Below are 14,382 nucleotides of genomic sequence, written 5' to 3' on the forward strand. Positions count from 1 at the left end.
CCGGCAGCCCAACCGCAGCGCCGAAGCATGGTTCCGACTTGCTGGAGCACCGCTGTCATTCGTGAATGCGGTGCTCAGAAAGCGCGGCACCGCCGCGCTGCGCTTCTCGATCGCTCTTACGGAAAGTGGACGTTAGTGCGTCTTGGTCTCGTGCCATTTCTCGAGGTCGGGCTTTACTTTGTCCGATCCCTGCTCTTTTTCCGGATTGCCCTTCCAAGGCTTGTCCGTCTGCCTGTGCGAACCCCAGTCGCTCTCAGTCCGGGGATCATCGGTAGGCCGTTCCTTACTCATCGTATCGTCCTTTGCTACGCGAAGGGAACGCCGTAATAGGCATTGATACCGCGTACGGCAGCATCATCACCCCAGTTCCACTCAGCCTTCTCACCATATTTCGGAGCGCCTTCCAGATCCTTCGCGGTAATCGCGGTAACATAGTCGCCGAGCTCGGTGTCGTATTTCAGGGACTGCCAGGGCAACGGGTAATGATCATTGCCGAGGCCGAGAAATCCGCCGAAGCCAAGCACTGCGTAAGAGACCTTGCCGCTGATCTTGTCGATCATGACGCGTTCGATTGAACCGATCCGGTTTCGATCGGCCCCATAGACCGATGTTCCTTCGACCTTGTCACTTCCGATCAGCCGGCCCATCTCGTTTTGGTCCAGTTCACCCTGATCCAGCATCGTCATTCTCCACTCAGCCATTTGTGAATCAACGGCGCGAGGTCAGCGATCGTTCCGACGCGGTTCCGCAAGAGCCAAGGAACATCGCCGGAAACAACAGGTTCTCTGAGTCTAACCAGGTCCGAACCGAGAGAGCCGCCCGTAATGTCTCAGACCGTCTCAGACTTCATCGTTCAGCGCCTGCATCAATGGGGCGTGCGTCACATCTTCGGTTACCCCGGAGACGGCATTAACGGCGTGTTCGGCGCCATGAACCGGGCTGAAGGCCAGATCGGCTTCGTGCAGGCGCGGCACGAGGAGATGGCGGCATTCATGGCGACCGCCTACGCGAAATTCGCGGGCCAGCTCGGCGTCTGTATCGCGACCTCGGGGCCCGGCGCTTCGCACCTCGTCACCGGTCTCTACGATGCACTGCTGGATCACCAGCCGGTGCTCGCCATCGTCGGCCAGCAGGCGCGCAATGCGCTGGGTGGGAGCTACCAGCAGGAACTTGACCTGGTGTCGATGTTCAAGGACGTCGCCGGCGCCTATGTCGCACAAGCCTCTTCGCCCGCGCAGGTCCGGCACTTGATCGATCGCGCCGTGCGGATCGCCCTGGCGAGACGAGTCCCGACAGCGATCATCCTGCCCAACGACATCCAGGAAGAGCCTTACGAGGACCCGCCCCGTGCGCACGGCACGTTGCATTCTGGCATCGGCTACAGCGCGCCCAGCATCACGCCGCGTGACGCCGATCTCGACCGCGCGGCGGACATCCTCAATGCCGGCAATAAGGTTGCGATGCTCGTCGGGGCCGGCGCGCTTGGCGCCACCGACGAAGTCATCGCGGTCGCCGACCGGCTGTCGGCCGGCTGCGCCAAGGCGCTGCTCGGCAAGGCCGCACTCCCGGACGACCTGCCATGGGTCACCGGCTCGATCGGCCTGCTCGGCACCGAGCCCAGCTACAACATGATGATGGAATGCGATACGCTGCTGATGATAGGCTCCGCCTTTCCTTACGCCGAATTCCTGCCCAAGGAAGGTGCGGCGCGCGGCGTGCAGATCGATATCGATGCCAGCATGATGTCGATCCGTTTTCCGATGGAGGTCGGCCTCGTCGGCGACGCCGCCGAAACATTGCGCGCGCTGCTGCCGCGGCTCGCGCCAAAGAGCGACGGCGCCTGGCGCAAGGCCATCGAGCAGGACGTCGCGACCTGGTGGAAAACGCTGGACGACCGCGCGCATCAGCCCGCCGCGCCCGTCAATCCCCAGCTCGTCGCCTGGGAATTGTCTCCGCGCCTGCCCGACCGCGCCATCATCACCAGCGATTCCGGCTCCTGTGCCAACTGGTTTGCGCGCGATCTGAAGATGCGCCGCGGCATGACGGCCTCGCTTTCTGGCGGCCTCGCCTCGATGGGCGCTGCGGTGCCTTACGCGCTCGCCGCCAAATATGCCAATCCGGACCGGCCGGTGATCGCATTGGTCGGCGACGGCGCCATGCAAATGAACAACATGGCCGAGTTGATCACGGCCGCGAAATACTGGCGCTCTTGGCGAGATCCGCACTTCATCGTCTGCGTCTTCAACAACGAAGACCTCAACCAAGTCACTTGGGAGCAGCGCATCATCAACGGCGATCCCAAGTTCGAAGCCTCGCAGCGCATTCCTGACGTCTCCTATTCACGCTTCGCTGAGCTGATCGGCCTGCGCGGCATCTTCGTCGACAGTCCCCAGCTGCTCGGCTCGGCCTGGGAGCAGGCGCTGGCGAGCGATATGCCTGTCGTTCTGGAAGTGAAAACCGATCCCGAGGTGCCGCCGCTGCCGCCGCACATCACCTTGCAGCAGGCGAAGAATTTTTCGCTCGCCCTGATGAAGGGCGATCCGAACGAAAGCGGGATGATCAAGGGAGCTGCGCGGCAGGTGTTGGAATCGATTCTGCCCGGCAAGCAATGAGGTGAACCATGAGTGACTTCCGCGATGTTCAGCACGGCGTCAATGACCCGGTCGACGGCGTCGACGTGAAGTGGCATTTCAACGACAACCGGACACCGCATGAGCGGGCGCAGCGGCATGCCGACGTGCGCGCCGACGCCACCGCCGCGCCGGCCGAGCCGTTTCTGCCCGAGCGGCTTCGGCGCAAGCCGACCGACCCCATCAATCCGCGCACTGGGCGTAATCCCACGGACTAGTCGTTAGGAACCTCGGCCCTCGCGGCGTGTTGATCGGCGCAACACGGCGCGGCAGGTGGCCGCGCGACCAATTGGAGAGACGGACCATGAAACGAACCATCGTCGCCATTGCTTGCGTGCTTCTCGCAGGTCCCGCATTGGCCCAATCGCTGGGCGAGAAGACCGGCGTCAATTCGGCACTCGGCGTCGCGCCGGCAACCGCCGACTTCGTCAAGGAGGTCGCCATCAGCGACATGTTCGAGATCGAGTCGGGCAAGCTCGCCGAGCAGAAGGGCAATGCGCAGGAGAAATCGTTCGCCCAGCAGATGGTGACCGATCACACCAAGACCAGCAGCGAACTGAAGGGACTGGTCGGCAACGGCAAGGTCCAGGCGACGCTGCCGACGGCGCTCGACAGTTCGCACCAAAGCAAGCTCGACAAGCTCAAGAGCGCGACCGGCAAGGACTTCAGTTCCGACTACAATTCCTACCAGGTCAGCGCCCATGAGGACGCCGTCTCCCTGTTCGAGCGGTATGCGAAGGGCGGCGATAATGCCGCGTTGAAGGATTGGGCCGGCAAGACGCTGCCGGCGCTCAAGCACCATCTCGACATGGCCAAGGAGCTCGGTAAGGCGCCGAGCGTCGGTCAGTCCAAGTAGGCAGCGGCCGAGGACGGCGGCTCCGCCGGCGTCCTCCTCGTCTGAGCCTCGACGCCATTCTCCGCACGTTGGATCGCAGAATCGCGGAGCGCAGCAAGACAACACCTCGATATCCTGCCGGCACAATGCCACGCCGCGAGCGCAACGCTCGCGGCGGCTTCGCTGGCATCCCCAACGGCGCAAGGAGATGCCCCACAGCCGAGCACGACTCGATCCATCCCGTCAGCCGGTATCCGAAGCCGCCGTTCAAGAAGCACTCGCAGCCCTGGCCGGGCCCTGCCGGCGAGATGGAGCCGCGGCCGGATGCGGCCGGATCATGGCGAGACCAGCTCCTAAGGCTCCGGCCGGCTCAGCCCGCCACAGGTCGCGCCCGGAGCGATCTGAATGCCGCTCCAGGTTGCCGGCGGCGCCACCATGGAGAAGCTGGAAAAGTTCGGCGGCATGACATCGCCCGGTCGTCCCGGTAGCCTGTCGAGCTAGCCTCGATCTACGTGCAGCTTGCCGCGGCAGACGCAGCTATGCGACAGGCCATGTCTACGGCGCCGCGAAGGGCTCTGGACAACCCTGGCAACGACGCCCGCTGGAACCTTCATTGTCATACAGAATTTACAAAACAGTCATGAAGGATAGCTCGCCAGACCGATGGCCCTCGTAGAAGTAAAACCCACTCGGATCGATCAGGCGCTCGCACACGAGATTGCGGACCACACCAATTCGGGGATCGAGCAAACCGCGCAGACTTTGACGTGGGCTGCGGACGAGCACGTGATGCTTGCGCTCGCCGCGGCTGGATGGCTCTACGCGCAGCTTCGACGGCCCGAGGCGCGACCTGCTGCAAATCACGTATTGGCAGTTTCCGTGGCCACTGCAGTGCTCCCGCACCTGCTAAAGTCCGTGTTCGATCAGACAAGACCCGATCGCCTGACGCTGCGCGGCCATTTGCACGGTATCCCTATCTCCGGAAAACCACGTGATGCGTTTCCGTCCGGCCATGCTCTGCACATGGGCGCGCTCGCCTCGGCGGCTGGGCTGCTGGCCCCTGCTCCCCGCCGGCTGGTGCGCTCCCTTGCCGTGGCGCTGTCGTTGACGCGCGTCGCGGTGCTTGCACATTGGGCCAGCGACGTGGTGGCGGGGTTCACCCTCGGGATCGTCGTCGAGCGACTGTTCAGGCCATTTACGTTCGGAAAATCGCAGCGGCAGCGGCATCAAGCCTCGCGAGTAGGATCATGACGGAATATCTCCTGCGCTTCGTCGCGGGCGGCATCATCGTCTCCGCCTTCGCGATCTTCGGAGACATGCTCAAGCCGAAGAGCTTTGCCGGGCTTCTCGGCGCGGCGCCGTCGGTCGCACTCGCCACGCTTGGCATCGCGGTCGTTCAGCACGGCGCTCAATATGCCGCGGCCGAGAGCTGGACCATGATCTACGGCGCTGTTGCCCTCGGCTGCTACAGCCTCGTCGTCTGTCACCTGCTGATGAGATTTCGTCTCGCGGCGCTGCCGGCTACCATCCTCGCATTTGTGGTTTGGCTCGTGGTCGCCTTCGGTCTGCTCGCAGGTTTCGGAGGCGCCGCCTGATGCTGGTCAAGCTGTCATCCTCCACGCTGAAGCAGGCGCATTGGTACGAATACGTGGTGCGCTTCGTGCTGGGCGGCCTCGCGACGGTAGCGGCAGGCCTCATCGGCAGCCATTTTGGCCTCGCGATCGGCGGACTATTTCTCGCGCTTCCCGCCATCTTCTGTGCCAGCGCGACGCTGATCGAACGTCATGAGCGCCGCGCCAAGGAAAAAGCCGGATTCAGCGGGCGAAGACGCGGGCAGCAGGCCGCAGCGTTGGACGCTGCGGGCGCGGGCCTCGGAAGTATCGGCCTCGCCGCGTTCGCAGCGGCTTTCTACGCCGTGGTGTCGGCAAGCATCACCGGGGCATTCGCCGCCGCCATCCTGGCCTGGGCCATGGTGGCGGTGTCGGCATGGTGGTTGAGGCGGAAGCTGCGCACCACCTCAAGCCGCCCGCAGCCCGAGCGCGGGGCACGATCAGCGAGAGGCTGGAGTTTCCTGCCGTAGCAGCAGGCAACCGAGCACTCACGTCCTTAATGACCTCTGGGGCTCGGACGACCGGCTTCTGTGCTTTCTACAGAAAGCTTCGTCAGGCGCTGATCCAGCGCGCAGCTGACTTCCATCAAATTATTGTTTTACTGATTTATATTGCCGAATGAATGATTTTTTCTGACTCTTGTGGAACTCCCACTTCGTTCGTCCATTGAGTAATCTACTCAACTTGCTCAATTTGCATGATCGACCATGAACGACCTTCGCGCCGAACGCCTTCAGGTCATGCTCTCCCCGGAAGAGTTGGCCGCTGTTGACGATTTCCGGTTCAAACATCGCATGCCGACGCGAGCGGCAGCCGTCCGCGAACTCCTCAAGTTCGGGCTGGCCGCAGCGGATGTCGATGCGGCAGCCGGCGTGAAGTCGAGCAATTTCGGCGTATTCGGCCGCGGACCCGGCGGACATGTTCAGGGCGAGCCGGACGGCGAGACTAACCCATAGGACGGTCCAAAAACAAACGACCCCGGCACGGGGGTGCCAGGGCCGTCCTTGGAGATTGCTTCCGGCGCACCGGGGGCATGACAACCGGAAGCAATCCGTCGACTCTTCCCGTGGAGATTCGTTCCTCCCGAGAACTAGCCTGTTGCATCTCCTGAATCGTCAGGAATCGCGCCGGCGCCCGGTGTTTTGCCATCGTCGTTCAGCTTGGGATCGCGTGTCGCTTCCCGCGACGGTGAGCCTTTGGGATCGCTCTTGTGCACGGATTGCGCACGCTGCTTGTCACGCGGCTGCTCCTCCGCCCGCTTGTCCTTGACGATTCCGTGGTCGGAATGGGCCATGATCTGCTCTCGCCTCTCTTGATGTTTCGCAGCGGTTACGCGCGGGCACGTCGATTGTTCCGGGCGGGAGCCCCCGACGCTAACTGCGTGCCGCGTGGATCGCAGCCGATGCGTTTTCCAGATGCACCTGCCGCACCGTCGTGACCGTCGCGAAGGCGACCGAAACGCCAAAAGCGAGAATCAGTGAAAGAAGAACCAGACGTGGAGCCATTGCGAAAACCTCCTTCTGGAATCGAAAAGCAACGCGATCGGCTGCTCACGGATGATCCTGGATTGGTCTCCTGCATTCCGTGCGCGGTCTCACACGCGGCTTCACCGGGACGAGAGCGTCTACCTATCCAGCTTTTGAGGGATATGGACCGCCACGGGCGGGATTTCTCCATCGAGCCAATCCTGCTCCCTCGCAAGCGCAATCCAGGCGTCCGCCATGCGCGAATAGCGCTTGTGAGCGGGTTGCCCTTCCGCGCGCTCGGCGAGCTGAAGACAATTGTCGGCGTTGTCCCTGAAAATGTCAGACTGTTTCATACCGAAGACGTGGGGGCGGAACTCTCGGGTCGCAATGCCCTTACCGGATCGTAACGTCCGGGGAACTTCGCATGTCATCCGTCATTGATAATCGATGCGAGTTCTCGCCGCGATAGTCCTGGTGTTCATCAGCACCGCAGCGCCTGCCGATAGCACTGGCGAGCGACAGCTTGGTGACCGCACGCCGAGCGCAACCGACGTCATCAGCGGCCTCTACGCCTTCAGCCGATTCCAGCAGGGTCTGCTTGAGAGCACCGACCTGAAGGGCAACACGGAGGTCAAGAACCTTGCCGCGCTACGCGCCGAAGAAGCGGCCAAGCGCGACAAGGCGCTGAAACAGATCCAGGAGACTATTGGTGCGGAGCCGCGCGTCAGCAAAGCCGCCTCGGCAAGCGCGAGTCTCGTCGAACCCGAAACTTCGGACGGACCAACTTACGTCAGAAGCTTTTATGCCTCGCAGATTCCCGAATATGAAGCGGCCATCAACCTGCTCGAATGCTATCTGAAGGCGCCCGACAACATTGCGCTTGCAGCGTTGGCGCGCGAGCAGCTCCCGACGCTGCGTGCGCAGGTCAAGGCGGCCGAGCGCACCATGGCGGACAAGTAGCCGTCTTTATTTGTCGTTCAGATGATGTTGCTGACTCTCCGGCCGCACGTTGCGGTTGCTCTCCGGCATCCTGTCCCGGCCCGCATCGCCGTTGTCATCCCTGCCGCCCGACGTGGAGGTGCCGCTCCCGCTCGGGTTGGATCGGGTCGCCGTCCCCGTGGTCGACGTATCCGCCTGAGGCGTGGCCGAGCTTGCGGCGGGATCGCCGGTCACGGCCCCTCGGCCGCTGGGCGCCCCGCCCTGGGCGAAGGCCGATCCGGCAAGCAACATGACGACGACCGCGGCCAATCCAGCTTTCATCTGCGCTCTCCCTGTCTTTGCGGGCTAACCGCAGGGCTGCCGCTCCGTTCCGAAAGGCGTGGTGCGCGGGGGCGCTCATCCAGGGTGTCCGCCGAGGGCCGAATTCTCGACTTTCCGTGGAACCGATCCGATTGTTCGCAGTTAATGCTGTTGGGCTGAGCAAAGCAGGTTCCATTTTCGGTGCGCCGCAACCTTGGCGCTTGATTTCGAATTTGGCTGACGCTCTATTTTGACCAAACGCCTCTTGCCATAGATTCGGCCGGCGCCTGCGGGGGAATCAGTATGAGCGACCTCGATCCCGGAACTGCATCACGCTCCGGTCGTCGCGTCCCAAAGCCAAAGACCAACGGTACGTCGGATCCGGATTCCCGGGCGGAATTGCTGCTCGCTTTGCAGGCGATGCGCAGTGGCGATTTCTCCGTGCGGATGAGCGGCGATTATCTCGGCATCGACGGCAAGATCGCCGACACTTTTAACGAAATCATCGCCGCCAATCAGCGCATGGCGCAGCAGCTCGAGCTGGTCGGCCAGGTGGTCGGCCGCGAGGGCAAGACCCGCCAGCGCGTGAAATTCGGCCTCGCATCTGGCTCTTGGGCCGACATGGAAGGGTCCGTCAACACGCTGATCGACGACCTGTTGTGGCCCACCCGTGAGGTGACGCGTGCAGTCGCGGCGGTGGCGCAAGGTGACCTGCTCCAGACCGTCAAGCTCGACGTCGACGGCCGCCCCCTGCGCGGCGAGTTCTTGCAGTCGGCGACCATCGTCAACACCATGATCAAGCAGCTCGGCGTGTTCACCTCCGAGGTGACGCGCGTGGCGCGCGAGGTCGGCACCGAAGGCAAGCTCGGCGGCCAGGCCCAGGTGCCTGAGGTGACCGGCGTCTGGAAGGACCTCACCGAGAGCGTCAACTCGATGGCGAACAACCTGACTAACCAGGTTCGCAACATCGCCGAGGTGACGATCGCGGTCGCCAATGGCGACCTGTCGAAGAAGATCACCGTCGACGTCCGCGGCGAGATCCTCCAGCTCAAGGAAGCCATCAACACGATGGTGGATCAGCTCCGCTCCTTCGCCTCCGAAGTGACGCGCGTGGCGCGCGAGGTCGGCACCGACGGCAAGCTCGGCGGCCAGGCGATCGTGCCCGGCGTCGCCGGCACCTGGAAGGACCTCACCGATAGCGTCAACGCGATGTGCGGTAATCTGACCGCACAGGTGCGCAACATCGCCAATGTGACGACTGCCGTGGCGCGCGGCGACCTGTCGCGCAAGATTACCGTGGATGTGCGCGGCGAGATCCTGGAGCTAAAGGACACCATCAACACCATGGTGGACCAGCTCAATTCGTTTGCCTCCGAAGTGACGCGCGTCGCACGCGAGGTCGGCACCGAAGGCAAGCTCGGCGGCCAGGCCCAGGTGCCCGGCGTCGCCGGCACCTGGAAGGACCTCACCGACAACGTCAACTTCATGGCGTCGAACCTGACCGCGCAGGTCCGCAACATCGCCGATGTCGCCACCGCGATCGCCAGCGGCGACCTGTCGAAGAAGATCACCGTCAACGTCTCGGGCGAGATCCTTCAGCTGAAGGAGACGCTCAACACCATGGTGGATCAGCTCAACGCCTTCGCCGGCGAAGTGACGCGCGTCGCCCGCGAGGTCGGCACCGAGGGGCGGCTCGGCGGTCAGGCCAACGTGCTCGGCGTCGCCGGCACCTGGAAGGACCTGACCGAGAGCGTCAACTCGATGGCCTCGAACCTGACCGCGCAGGTCCGCAACATCGCGGAGGTGACGACGGCGGTCGCCGGCGGCGACCTGTCGAAGAAGATCACCGTGGACGTGCGCGGCGAGATCCTGGAGCTGAAGGACACCATCAACACCATGGTGGACCAGCTCAACGCCTTCGCCGGTGAGGTGACGCGCGTGGCGCGCGAGGTTGGAACCGAAGGCAAGCTCGGCGGCCAGGCCGTCGTGCGCGGCGTCGGCGGCACCTGGAAAGACCTCACCGATAGCGTCAATTCGATGGCCTCGAACCTGACCGGACAGGTCCGCAACATCGCCGAAGTCGCGACCGCGGTGGCGAAGGGGGATTTGTCGAAGAAGATCACCGTGAACGTATCGGGCGAAATCCTTCAGCTGAAGGAAACGCTCAACACCATGGTCGACCAGCTCAACGCCTTCGCCGGCGAAGTGACGCGCGTCGCCCGCGAGGTCGGCACCGACGGCAAGCTCGGCGGCCAGGCCGGCGTGCCCGGCGTCGCCGGCACCTGGAAGGATCTGACCGATTCCGTGAACTCGATGGCGGGCAATTTGACCGCCCAGGTGCGCAACATCGCCGAAGTCGCGACCGCGATCGCCGGCGGCGACCTCTCGCGCAAGATCACCGTCGACGTGCGTGGCGAGATCCTACAGCTCAAGGACACCCTGAACACGATGGTCGACCAGCTCAACCGCTTCGCGGGCGAGGTGACGCGCGTGGCGCGCGAGGTCGGCACCGAAGGCCGCCTAGGTGGTCAGGCCAACGTGCCCGGCGTCGCCGGCACCTGGAAGGACCTCACCGACAGCGTGAACTCGATGGCGGGCAACCTCACGGCCCAGGTCCGCAACATCGCCGAAGTCACCACCGCCGTGGCGCGAGGCGACCTGTCGCGCAAGATCACGGTGGACGTGAAGGGCGAGATCCTCGAGCTGAAGAATACCATCAATACCATGGTGGACCAGCTCAATGGCTTTGCGGGCGAAGTCACGCGCGTGGCTCGCGAGGTCGGCACCGAAGGCAAGCTCGGCGGTCAGGCCGAGGTGCCCGGCGTCGCCGGCACCTGGAAGGACCTGACCGACAACGTCAACTTCATGGCCTCCAACCTGACGGCCCAGGTCCGCAACATCGCCGAGGTCGCGACCGCGATCGCCGGCGGCGACCTCTCGAAGAAGATCACGGTGGATGTGCGCGGCGAAATCCTTCTCTTGAAGGACACGCTGAATACCATGGTCGAGCAGCTCCGCTCCTTCGCCGCCGAAGTCACGCGCGTGGCGCGCGAGGTCGGCACCGAGGGCCGGCTCGGCGGTCAGGCCGTCGTGCCCGGCGTCGGGGGCACCTGGAAGGACCTCACCGACAACGTCAACCTGCTCGCCGCGAACCTCACCACGCAAGTCCGCAACATCGCCGAAGTCACCACGGCGGTCGCGCGCGGCGACCTCTCGCGCAAGATCACGGTCGACGTGAAGGGCGAAATCCTCGAGCTGAAGAACACCATCAACACCATGGTGGACCAGCTCAACGCCTTCGCCGGCGAAGTCACGCGCGTGGCGCGCGAGGTCGGCACCGAAGGCAAGCTCGGCGGACAGGCGCAGGTGCCCGGCGTCGCCGGCACCTGGAAGGATCTCACCGACACCGTAAACTTCATGGCGGCAAACCTGACCGAGCAGGTCCGCGGCATCGTCAAGGTCGTCACGGCCGTCGCGAACGGCGATCTGAAGCAGAACCTCACCGTGAAATCGAAGGGCGAGGTCGCGGCGCTCGCCGACACCATCAACAACATGACCGAGACGCTCGCAACCTTCGCCGATCAGGTGACGTCGGTGGCGCGCGAGGTCGGCGTCGAGGGGCGCCTCGGCGGCCAGGCCAACGTGCCCGGCGCCGCCGGCACTTGGAAGGACCTGACCGGCAACGTCAACCTGCTCGCGGCCAACCTGACCTCACAGGTGCGCGCGATCGCGGAAGTCGCGACTGCCGTGACCAAAGGCGACCTGACGCGCTCGATCCAGGTCGACGCCCGCGGCGAAGTCGCTGAGCTGAAAGACAACATCAACACGATGATCACGAATCTCCGTCTGACGACGGACGTGAACACCGAGCAGGACTGGCTGAAGACCAACCTCGCGAAATTCACCAACATGCTCCAGGGCCAGCGTGACCTCACCACCGTCGGCCGGCTGCTGCTCACCGAATTGTCGCCACTGGTGAACGCCCATACCGGCGTGATCTACCAGGTCGAGAACGAGAACGATCCGCAGCTCCTGCTGCTCGCTTCTTACGCCAGCGACGGCGTCTATCCCTATCAGCGCGTGCTTCAGTTCGGCGAAGGCCTGATCGGCCAGTGCGCCCTCGACAAGCGGCCGCGCGTGATCGCCGACATTCCGCCCGACGTGGTGCCGATCAACTCGGCGCTGCTTCGTGTCGCGCCGAAGAACCTGGTGGTGCTGCCGGTGCTGTTCGAGAGCCAGGTCAAGGCCGTGATCGAACTTGCTTCGCTGACATCGTTCACGACATCGCAGATGACGTTCCTGGAGCAGCTCACCGACTCCATCGGCATCGTGCTCAACTCGATCGAGGCGACGATGCAGACCGAAGGCCTGCTCAAGCAGTCGCAGCAGCTCGCCGGCGAGCTGCAGACGCAGCAGCGCGAATTGCAGCAGACCAACGACCAGCTCGAACAGAAGGCGCAGCAGCTCGCCGAGCGCAACGTCGAGGTCGAGCGCAAGAACCAGGAGATCGAGCAGGCCCGCCGCGCGCTGGAGGAAAAGGCGACCGAGCTCGCACTGACTTCGAAGTACAAGTCCGAATTCCTCGCCAATATGAGCCACGAGCTGCGCACGCCGCTGAACTCGATCCTGATCCTCGGACAGCAGCTCACCGACAATCCGGACGGCAACCTCTCGGCCAAGCAGGTCGAATTCGCCCGCACCATCCACGGCGCCGGCACCGACCTGCTCAATCTCATCAGCGACATTCTCGATCTGTCCAAGATCGAGTCCGGCACGGTGACGGTCGACGCTGAGGAAATCCTGACCGCGAATCTGCTCGAGACCGTGGGCCGGCCGTTCCGGCACGAGGCGGAAAACCGCAATCTGTCGTTCAAGATCGACATCGATCCGAACCTGCCCCGCAGCATCGTCACCGATTCCAAGCGCCTGCAACAGGTGCTGAAGAACCTGCTCTCCAATGCCTTCAAGTTCACCGCCGAAGGCGAGGTGCGCCTGAAGGTCGCCAGCGCGGTCGGCGGCTGGGGGACGGATCATCCGGTACTGAACTCGGCACCAGCCGTGATCGCCTTCGAGGTGTCCGATACCGGGATCGGCATTCCCCTGGAGAAGCAGAAGCTGATCTTCGAAGCGTTCCAACAAGCTGACGCCGGCACCAGCCGCAAATATGGCGGTACGGGCCTCGGGCTTGCGATCAGCCGCGAGCTTGCAAGCCTGCTCGGCGGCGAAATCCACCTGCGCAGCTCGCCGGGCAAGGGCTCGTCCTTCACGATTTATCTGCCGCTGAAATATTCCGGCCCGACGCTCGCACCGCGTGCTGCGCCCGCGCCACAGCAACACGCCCAGCCGCCAGCGCTACAGCCGGCCGCACCTGACCAGCAGCGCGTCATCGAGCAGCTTCCCGACGACCGACTCAACATCGAGCCGGGCGACACCATCCTCCTGATTGTGGAGGACGATCCGCACTATGCGCGCGTGCTGGTCGATCTCGCCCGCGACAAGGGCTTCAAGGTCCTGGTTGCGGCCCGCGGCGCCGAAGCGCTGGAGCTCGCCAAACAGTACCAGCCGACGGCGGTCTCCCTGGACGTGTTCCTGCCCGACATGCTGGGCTGGACGGTGCTGAGCCAGCTCAAGCACAATCCGCTCACCCGCCACATTCCCGTCCAGATCATCACGCTCGACGAGGACCGCCAGCACGCGCTGGCGCGGGGGGCCTTCTCCTTCGTCAACAAGCCGACGACGACGGAAGGCGTCTCCGCCGCGCTGACGCAGATCAAGGAATATGCGCGGCCGCGGCGCAAACGACTCCTGATAGTCGAGGACAACGAGGCCGAACAACTCTCGATCCGCGAGCTGCTGCACCACGACGACATCGAGATCGTGGTTACCGACACCGGCGCCGGCGCTCTCTCGACGCTGCGCGAGCAGCCTTGCGATTGCGTGGTGCTCGACCTGCGGCTGCCCGACATGAGCGGCTTCGAGGTGCTCGACGAGATCCGCAATGACGAGGCGCTGTCGAACATCCCGGTCGTGGTGTTCACCGGCCGCGAGCTCTCGGCGGAGGAGGATGCAGAACTCCACACCATGGCGCGCAGCATCGTGGTCAAGGGCGTGGAATCGCCGGAGCGCCTGCTCGACGAGACCGCACTGTTCCTGCACCGTGTCATCACGGAACTGCCGGTCGAGAAGCAGCGCATGCTGGAGAAGCTGAACAGTTCCGACGAGGACCTGATCGGCAAGACGGCCCTGCTCGTCGACGACGACGCCCGTAACATCTTCGCGCTGTCGAGCGTGTTGGAACGGCGCGGCATGAAGGTGTTGACGGCCACGACCGGCAGCGAGGCGGTCGCGCTGGTCGAATCCAATCCGGAAATCGCCATCGTGCTGATGGACATCATGATGCCGCAGATGGATGGCTATCAGACCATGGGTGTGATCCGCGAGAACCCGGCCTTCGCGCGATTGCCGATCATCGCGCTGACCGCCAAGGCGATGAAGGGTGATCGGGAGAAATGCCTGGAGGCCGGCGCGTCCGACTATCTCGCCAAACCCGTCAACACCGATCAATTGCTGCTTGCGATCCGCATGTGGCTGCACCGCTGAGT

The 14,382-nt window shown here is 63.8% G+C and carries 15 protein-coding genes and 1 pseudogene; 10 read left to right on the top strand and 6 right to left on the bottom strand.

The window, feature by feature from the left end:
• Nucleotides 1–132 precede the first annotated feature (132 nt).
• Both IVB12_RS25810 and IVB12_RS25815 read right to left on the bottom strand, forming a co-directional pair.
• On the bottom strand, nucleotides 133–291 hold the full coding sequence (locus tag IVB12_RS25810; protein ID WP_247303263.1) for a hypothetical protein: 159 nt from the start codon (nucleotides 289–291) through the stop codon (nucleotides 133–135).
• A gap of 14 nt (nucleotides 292–305) precedes the next feature.
• Nucleotides 306–680, bottom strand: coding sequence for a PRC-barrel domain-containing protein (locus IVB12_RS25815; RefSeq protein ID WP_247303264.1), 375 nt, complete (start codon nucleotides 678–680; stop codon nucleotides 306–308).
• 144 nt (nucleotides 681–824) lie between these two features.
• On the opposite strand from IVB12_RS25815, the gene IVB12_RS25820 reads away from it, so the two are divergent.
• The 8 genes and pseudogenes from IVB12_RS25820 to IVB12_RS25855 all read left to right on the top strand — a co-directional run bounded on the left by IVB12_RS25820 (nucleotide 825) and on the right by IVB12_RS25855 (nucleotide 6,031).
• The gene (locus IVB12_RS25820; protein WP_247303265.1) at nucleotides 825–2,612 is read left to right on the top strand and encodes a thiamine pyrophosphate-requiring protein; all 1,788 of its coding nucleotides are present in this window, start codon (nucleotides 825–827) and stop codon (nucleotides 2,610–2,612) included.
• Nucleotides 2,613–2,620: 8 nt separating this feature from the next.
• Entirely contained in the window at nucleotides 2,621–2,848 is a 228-nt protein-coding gene (locus IVB12_RS25825) for a hypothetical protein (RefSeq protein ID WP_247303266.1), read from the top strand.
• A gap of 86 nt (nucleotides 2,849–2,934) precedes the next feature.
• Complete coding sequence (locus IVB12_RS25830) at nucleotides 2,935–3,486, top strand: DUF4142 domain-containing protein (protein WP_247279153.1); 552 nt, start codon at nucleotides 2,935–2,937, stop codon at nucleotides 3,484–3,486.
• Nucleotides 3,487–3,849: 363 nt separating this feature from the next.
• Nucleotides 3,850–4,051: pseudogene (locus tag IVB12_RS25835) on the top strand (NAD(P)-dependent oxidoreductase); the annotation flags it as partial.
• Between the two features lie 77 nt (nucleotides 4,052–4,128).
• On the top strand, nucleotides 4,129–4,716 hold the full coding sequence (locus tag IVB12_RS25840; protein ID WP_247303267.1) for a phosphatase PAP2 family protein: 588 nt from the start codon (nucleotides 4,129–4,131) through the stop codon (nucleotides 4,714–4,716).
• Nucleotides 4,713–5,060, top strand: a complete 348-nt coding sequence (locus IVB12_RS25845; protein ID WP_247303268.1) for a DUF3147 family protein — start codon at nucleotides 4,713–4,715, stop codon at nucleotides 5,058–5,060. Before IVB12_RS25840 ends, IVB12_RS25845 begins: the two co-directional genes overlap by 4 nt.
• Entirely contained in the window at nucleotides 5,060–5,545 is a 486-nt protein-coding gene (locus IVB12_RS25850) for a DUF3147 family protein (protein ID WP_247303271.1), read from the top strand. The genes IVB12_RS25845 and IVB12_RS25850 overlap by 1 nt, the downstream gene beginning before the upstream one ends.
• Nucleotides 5,546–5,782: 237 nt before the next feature.
• Nucleotides 5,783–6,031 (top strand): hypothetical protein, encoded by a 249-nt coding sequence (locus IVB12_RS25855; protein ID WP_247303273.1) that lies wholly within the window; start codon nucleotides 5,783–5,785, stop codon nucleotides 6,029–6,031.
• Nucleotides 6,032–6,165: 134 nt separating this feature from the next.
• Here IVB12_RS25855 and IVB12_RS25860 read toward each other — a convergent pair whose 3' ends face one another.
• The 3 genes from IVB12_RS25860 to IVB12_RS25865 form a co-directional block, all read right to left on the bottom strand.
• Nucleotides 6,166–6,369 (bottom strand): hypothetical protein, encoded by a 204-nt coding sequence (locus IVB12_RS25860; protein ID WP_247303275.1) that lies wholly within the window; start codon nucleotides 6,367–6,369, stop codon nucleotides 6,166–6,168.
• 79 nt (nucleotides 6,370–6,448) lie between these two features.
• Complete coding sequence (locus tag IVB12_RS38205) at nucleotides 6,449–6,580, bottom strand: hypothetical protein (RefSeq protein ID WP_256466455.1); 132 nt, start codon at nucleotides 6,578–6,580, stop codon at nucleotides 6,449–6,451.
• A 119-nt stretch (nucleotides 6,581–6,699) separates the two neighbouring features.
• Nucleotides 6,700–6,894, bottom strand: a complete 195-nt coding sequence (locus IVB12_RS25865) for a hypothetical protein (protein WP_247303277.1) — start codon at nucleotides 6,892–6,894, stop codon at nucleotides 6,700–6,702.
• A gap of 94 nt (nucleotides 6,895–6,988) precedes the next feature.
• Here IVB12_RS25865 and IVB12_RS25870 point away from each other — a divergent pair, with 94 nt between their 5' ends.
• Complete coding sequence (locus IVB12_RS25870; protein WP_247303279.1) at nucleotides 6,989–7,501, top strand: DUF4142 domain-containing protein; 513 nt, start codon at nucleotides 6,989–6,991, stop codon at nucleotides 7,499–7,501.
• A gap of 6 nt (nucleotides 7,502–7,507) precedes the next feature.
• On the opposite strand, the gene IVB12_RS25875 is transcribed toward IVB12_RS25870, so the two are convergent.
• Nucleotides 7,508–7,801, bottom strand: coding sequence for a hypothetical protein (locus tag IVB12_RS25875; protein WP_247303281.1), 294 nt, complete (start codon nucleotides 7,799–7,801; stop codon nucleotides 7,508–7,510).
• 282 nt (nucleotides 7,802–8,083) lie between these two features.
• On the opposite strand from IVB12_RS25875, the gene IVB12_RS25880 reads away from it, so the two are divergent.
• On the top strand, nucleotides 8,084–14,380 hold the full coding sequence (locus tag IVB12_RS25880) for a HAMP domain-containing protein (protein ID WP_247303283.1): 6,297 nt from the start codon (nucleotides 8,084–8,086) through the stop codon (nucleotides 14,378–14,380).
• Nucleotides 14,381–14,382 lie beyond the last annotated feature (2 nt).

The organism is Bradyrhizobium sp. 179 (genome assembly GCF_023073535.1).
Taxonomy (GTDB): Bacteria; Pseudomonadota; Alphaproteobacteria; order Rhizobiales; family Xanthobacteraceae; genus Bradyrhizobium.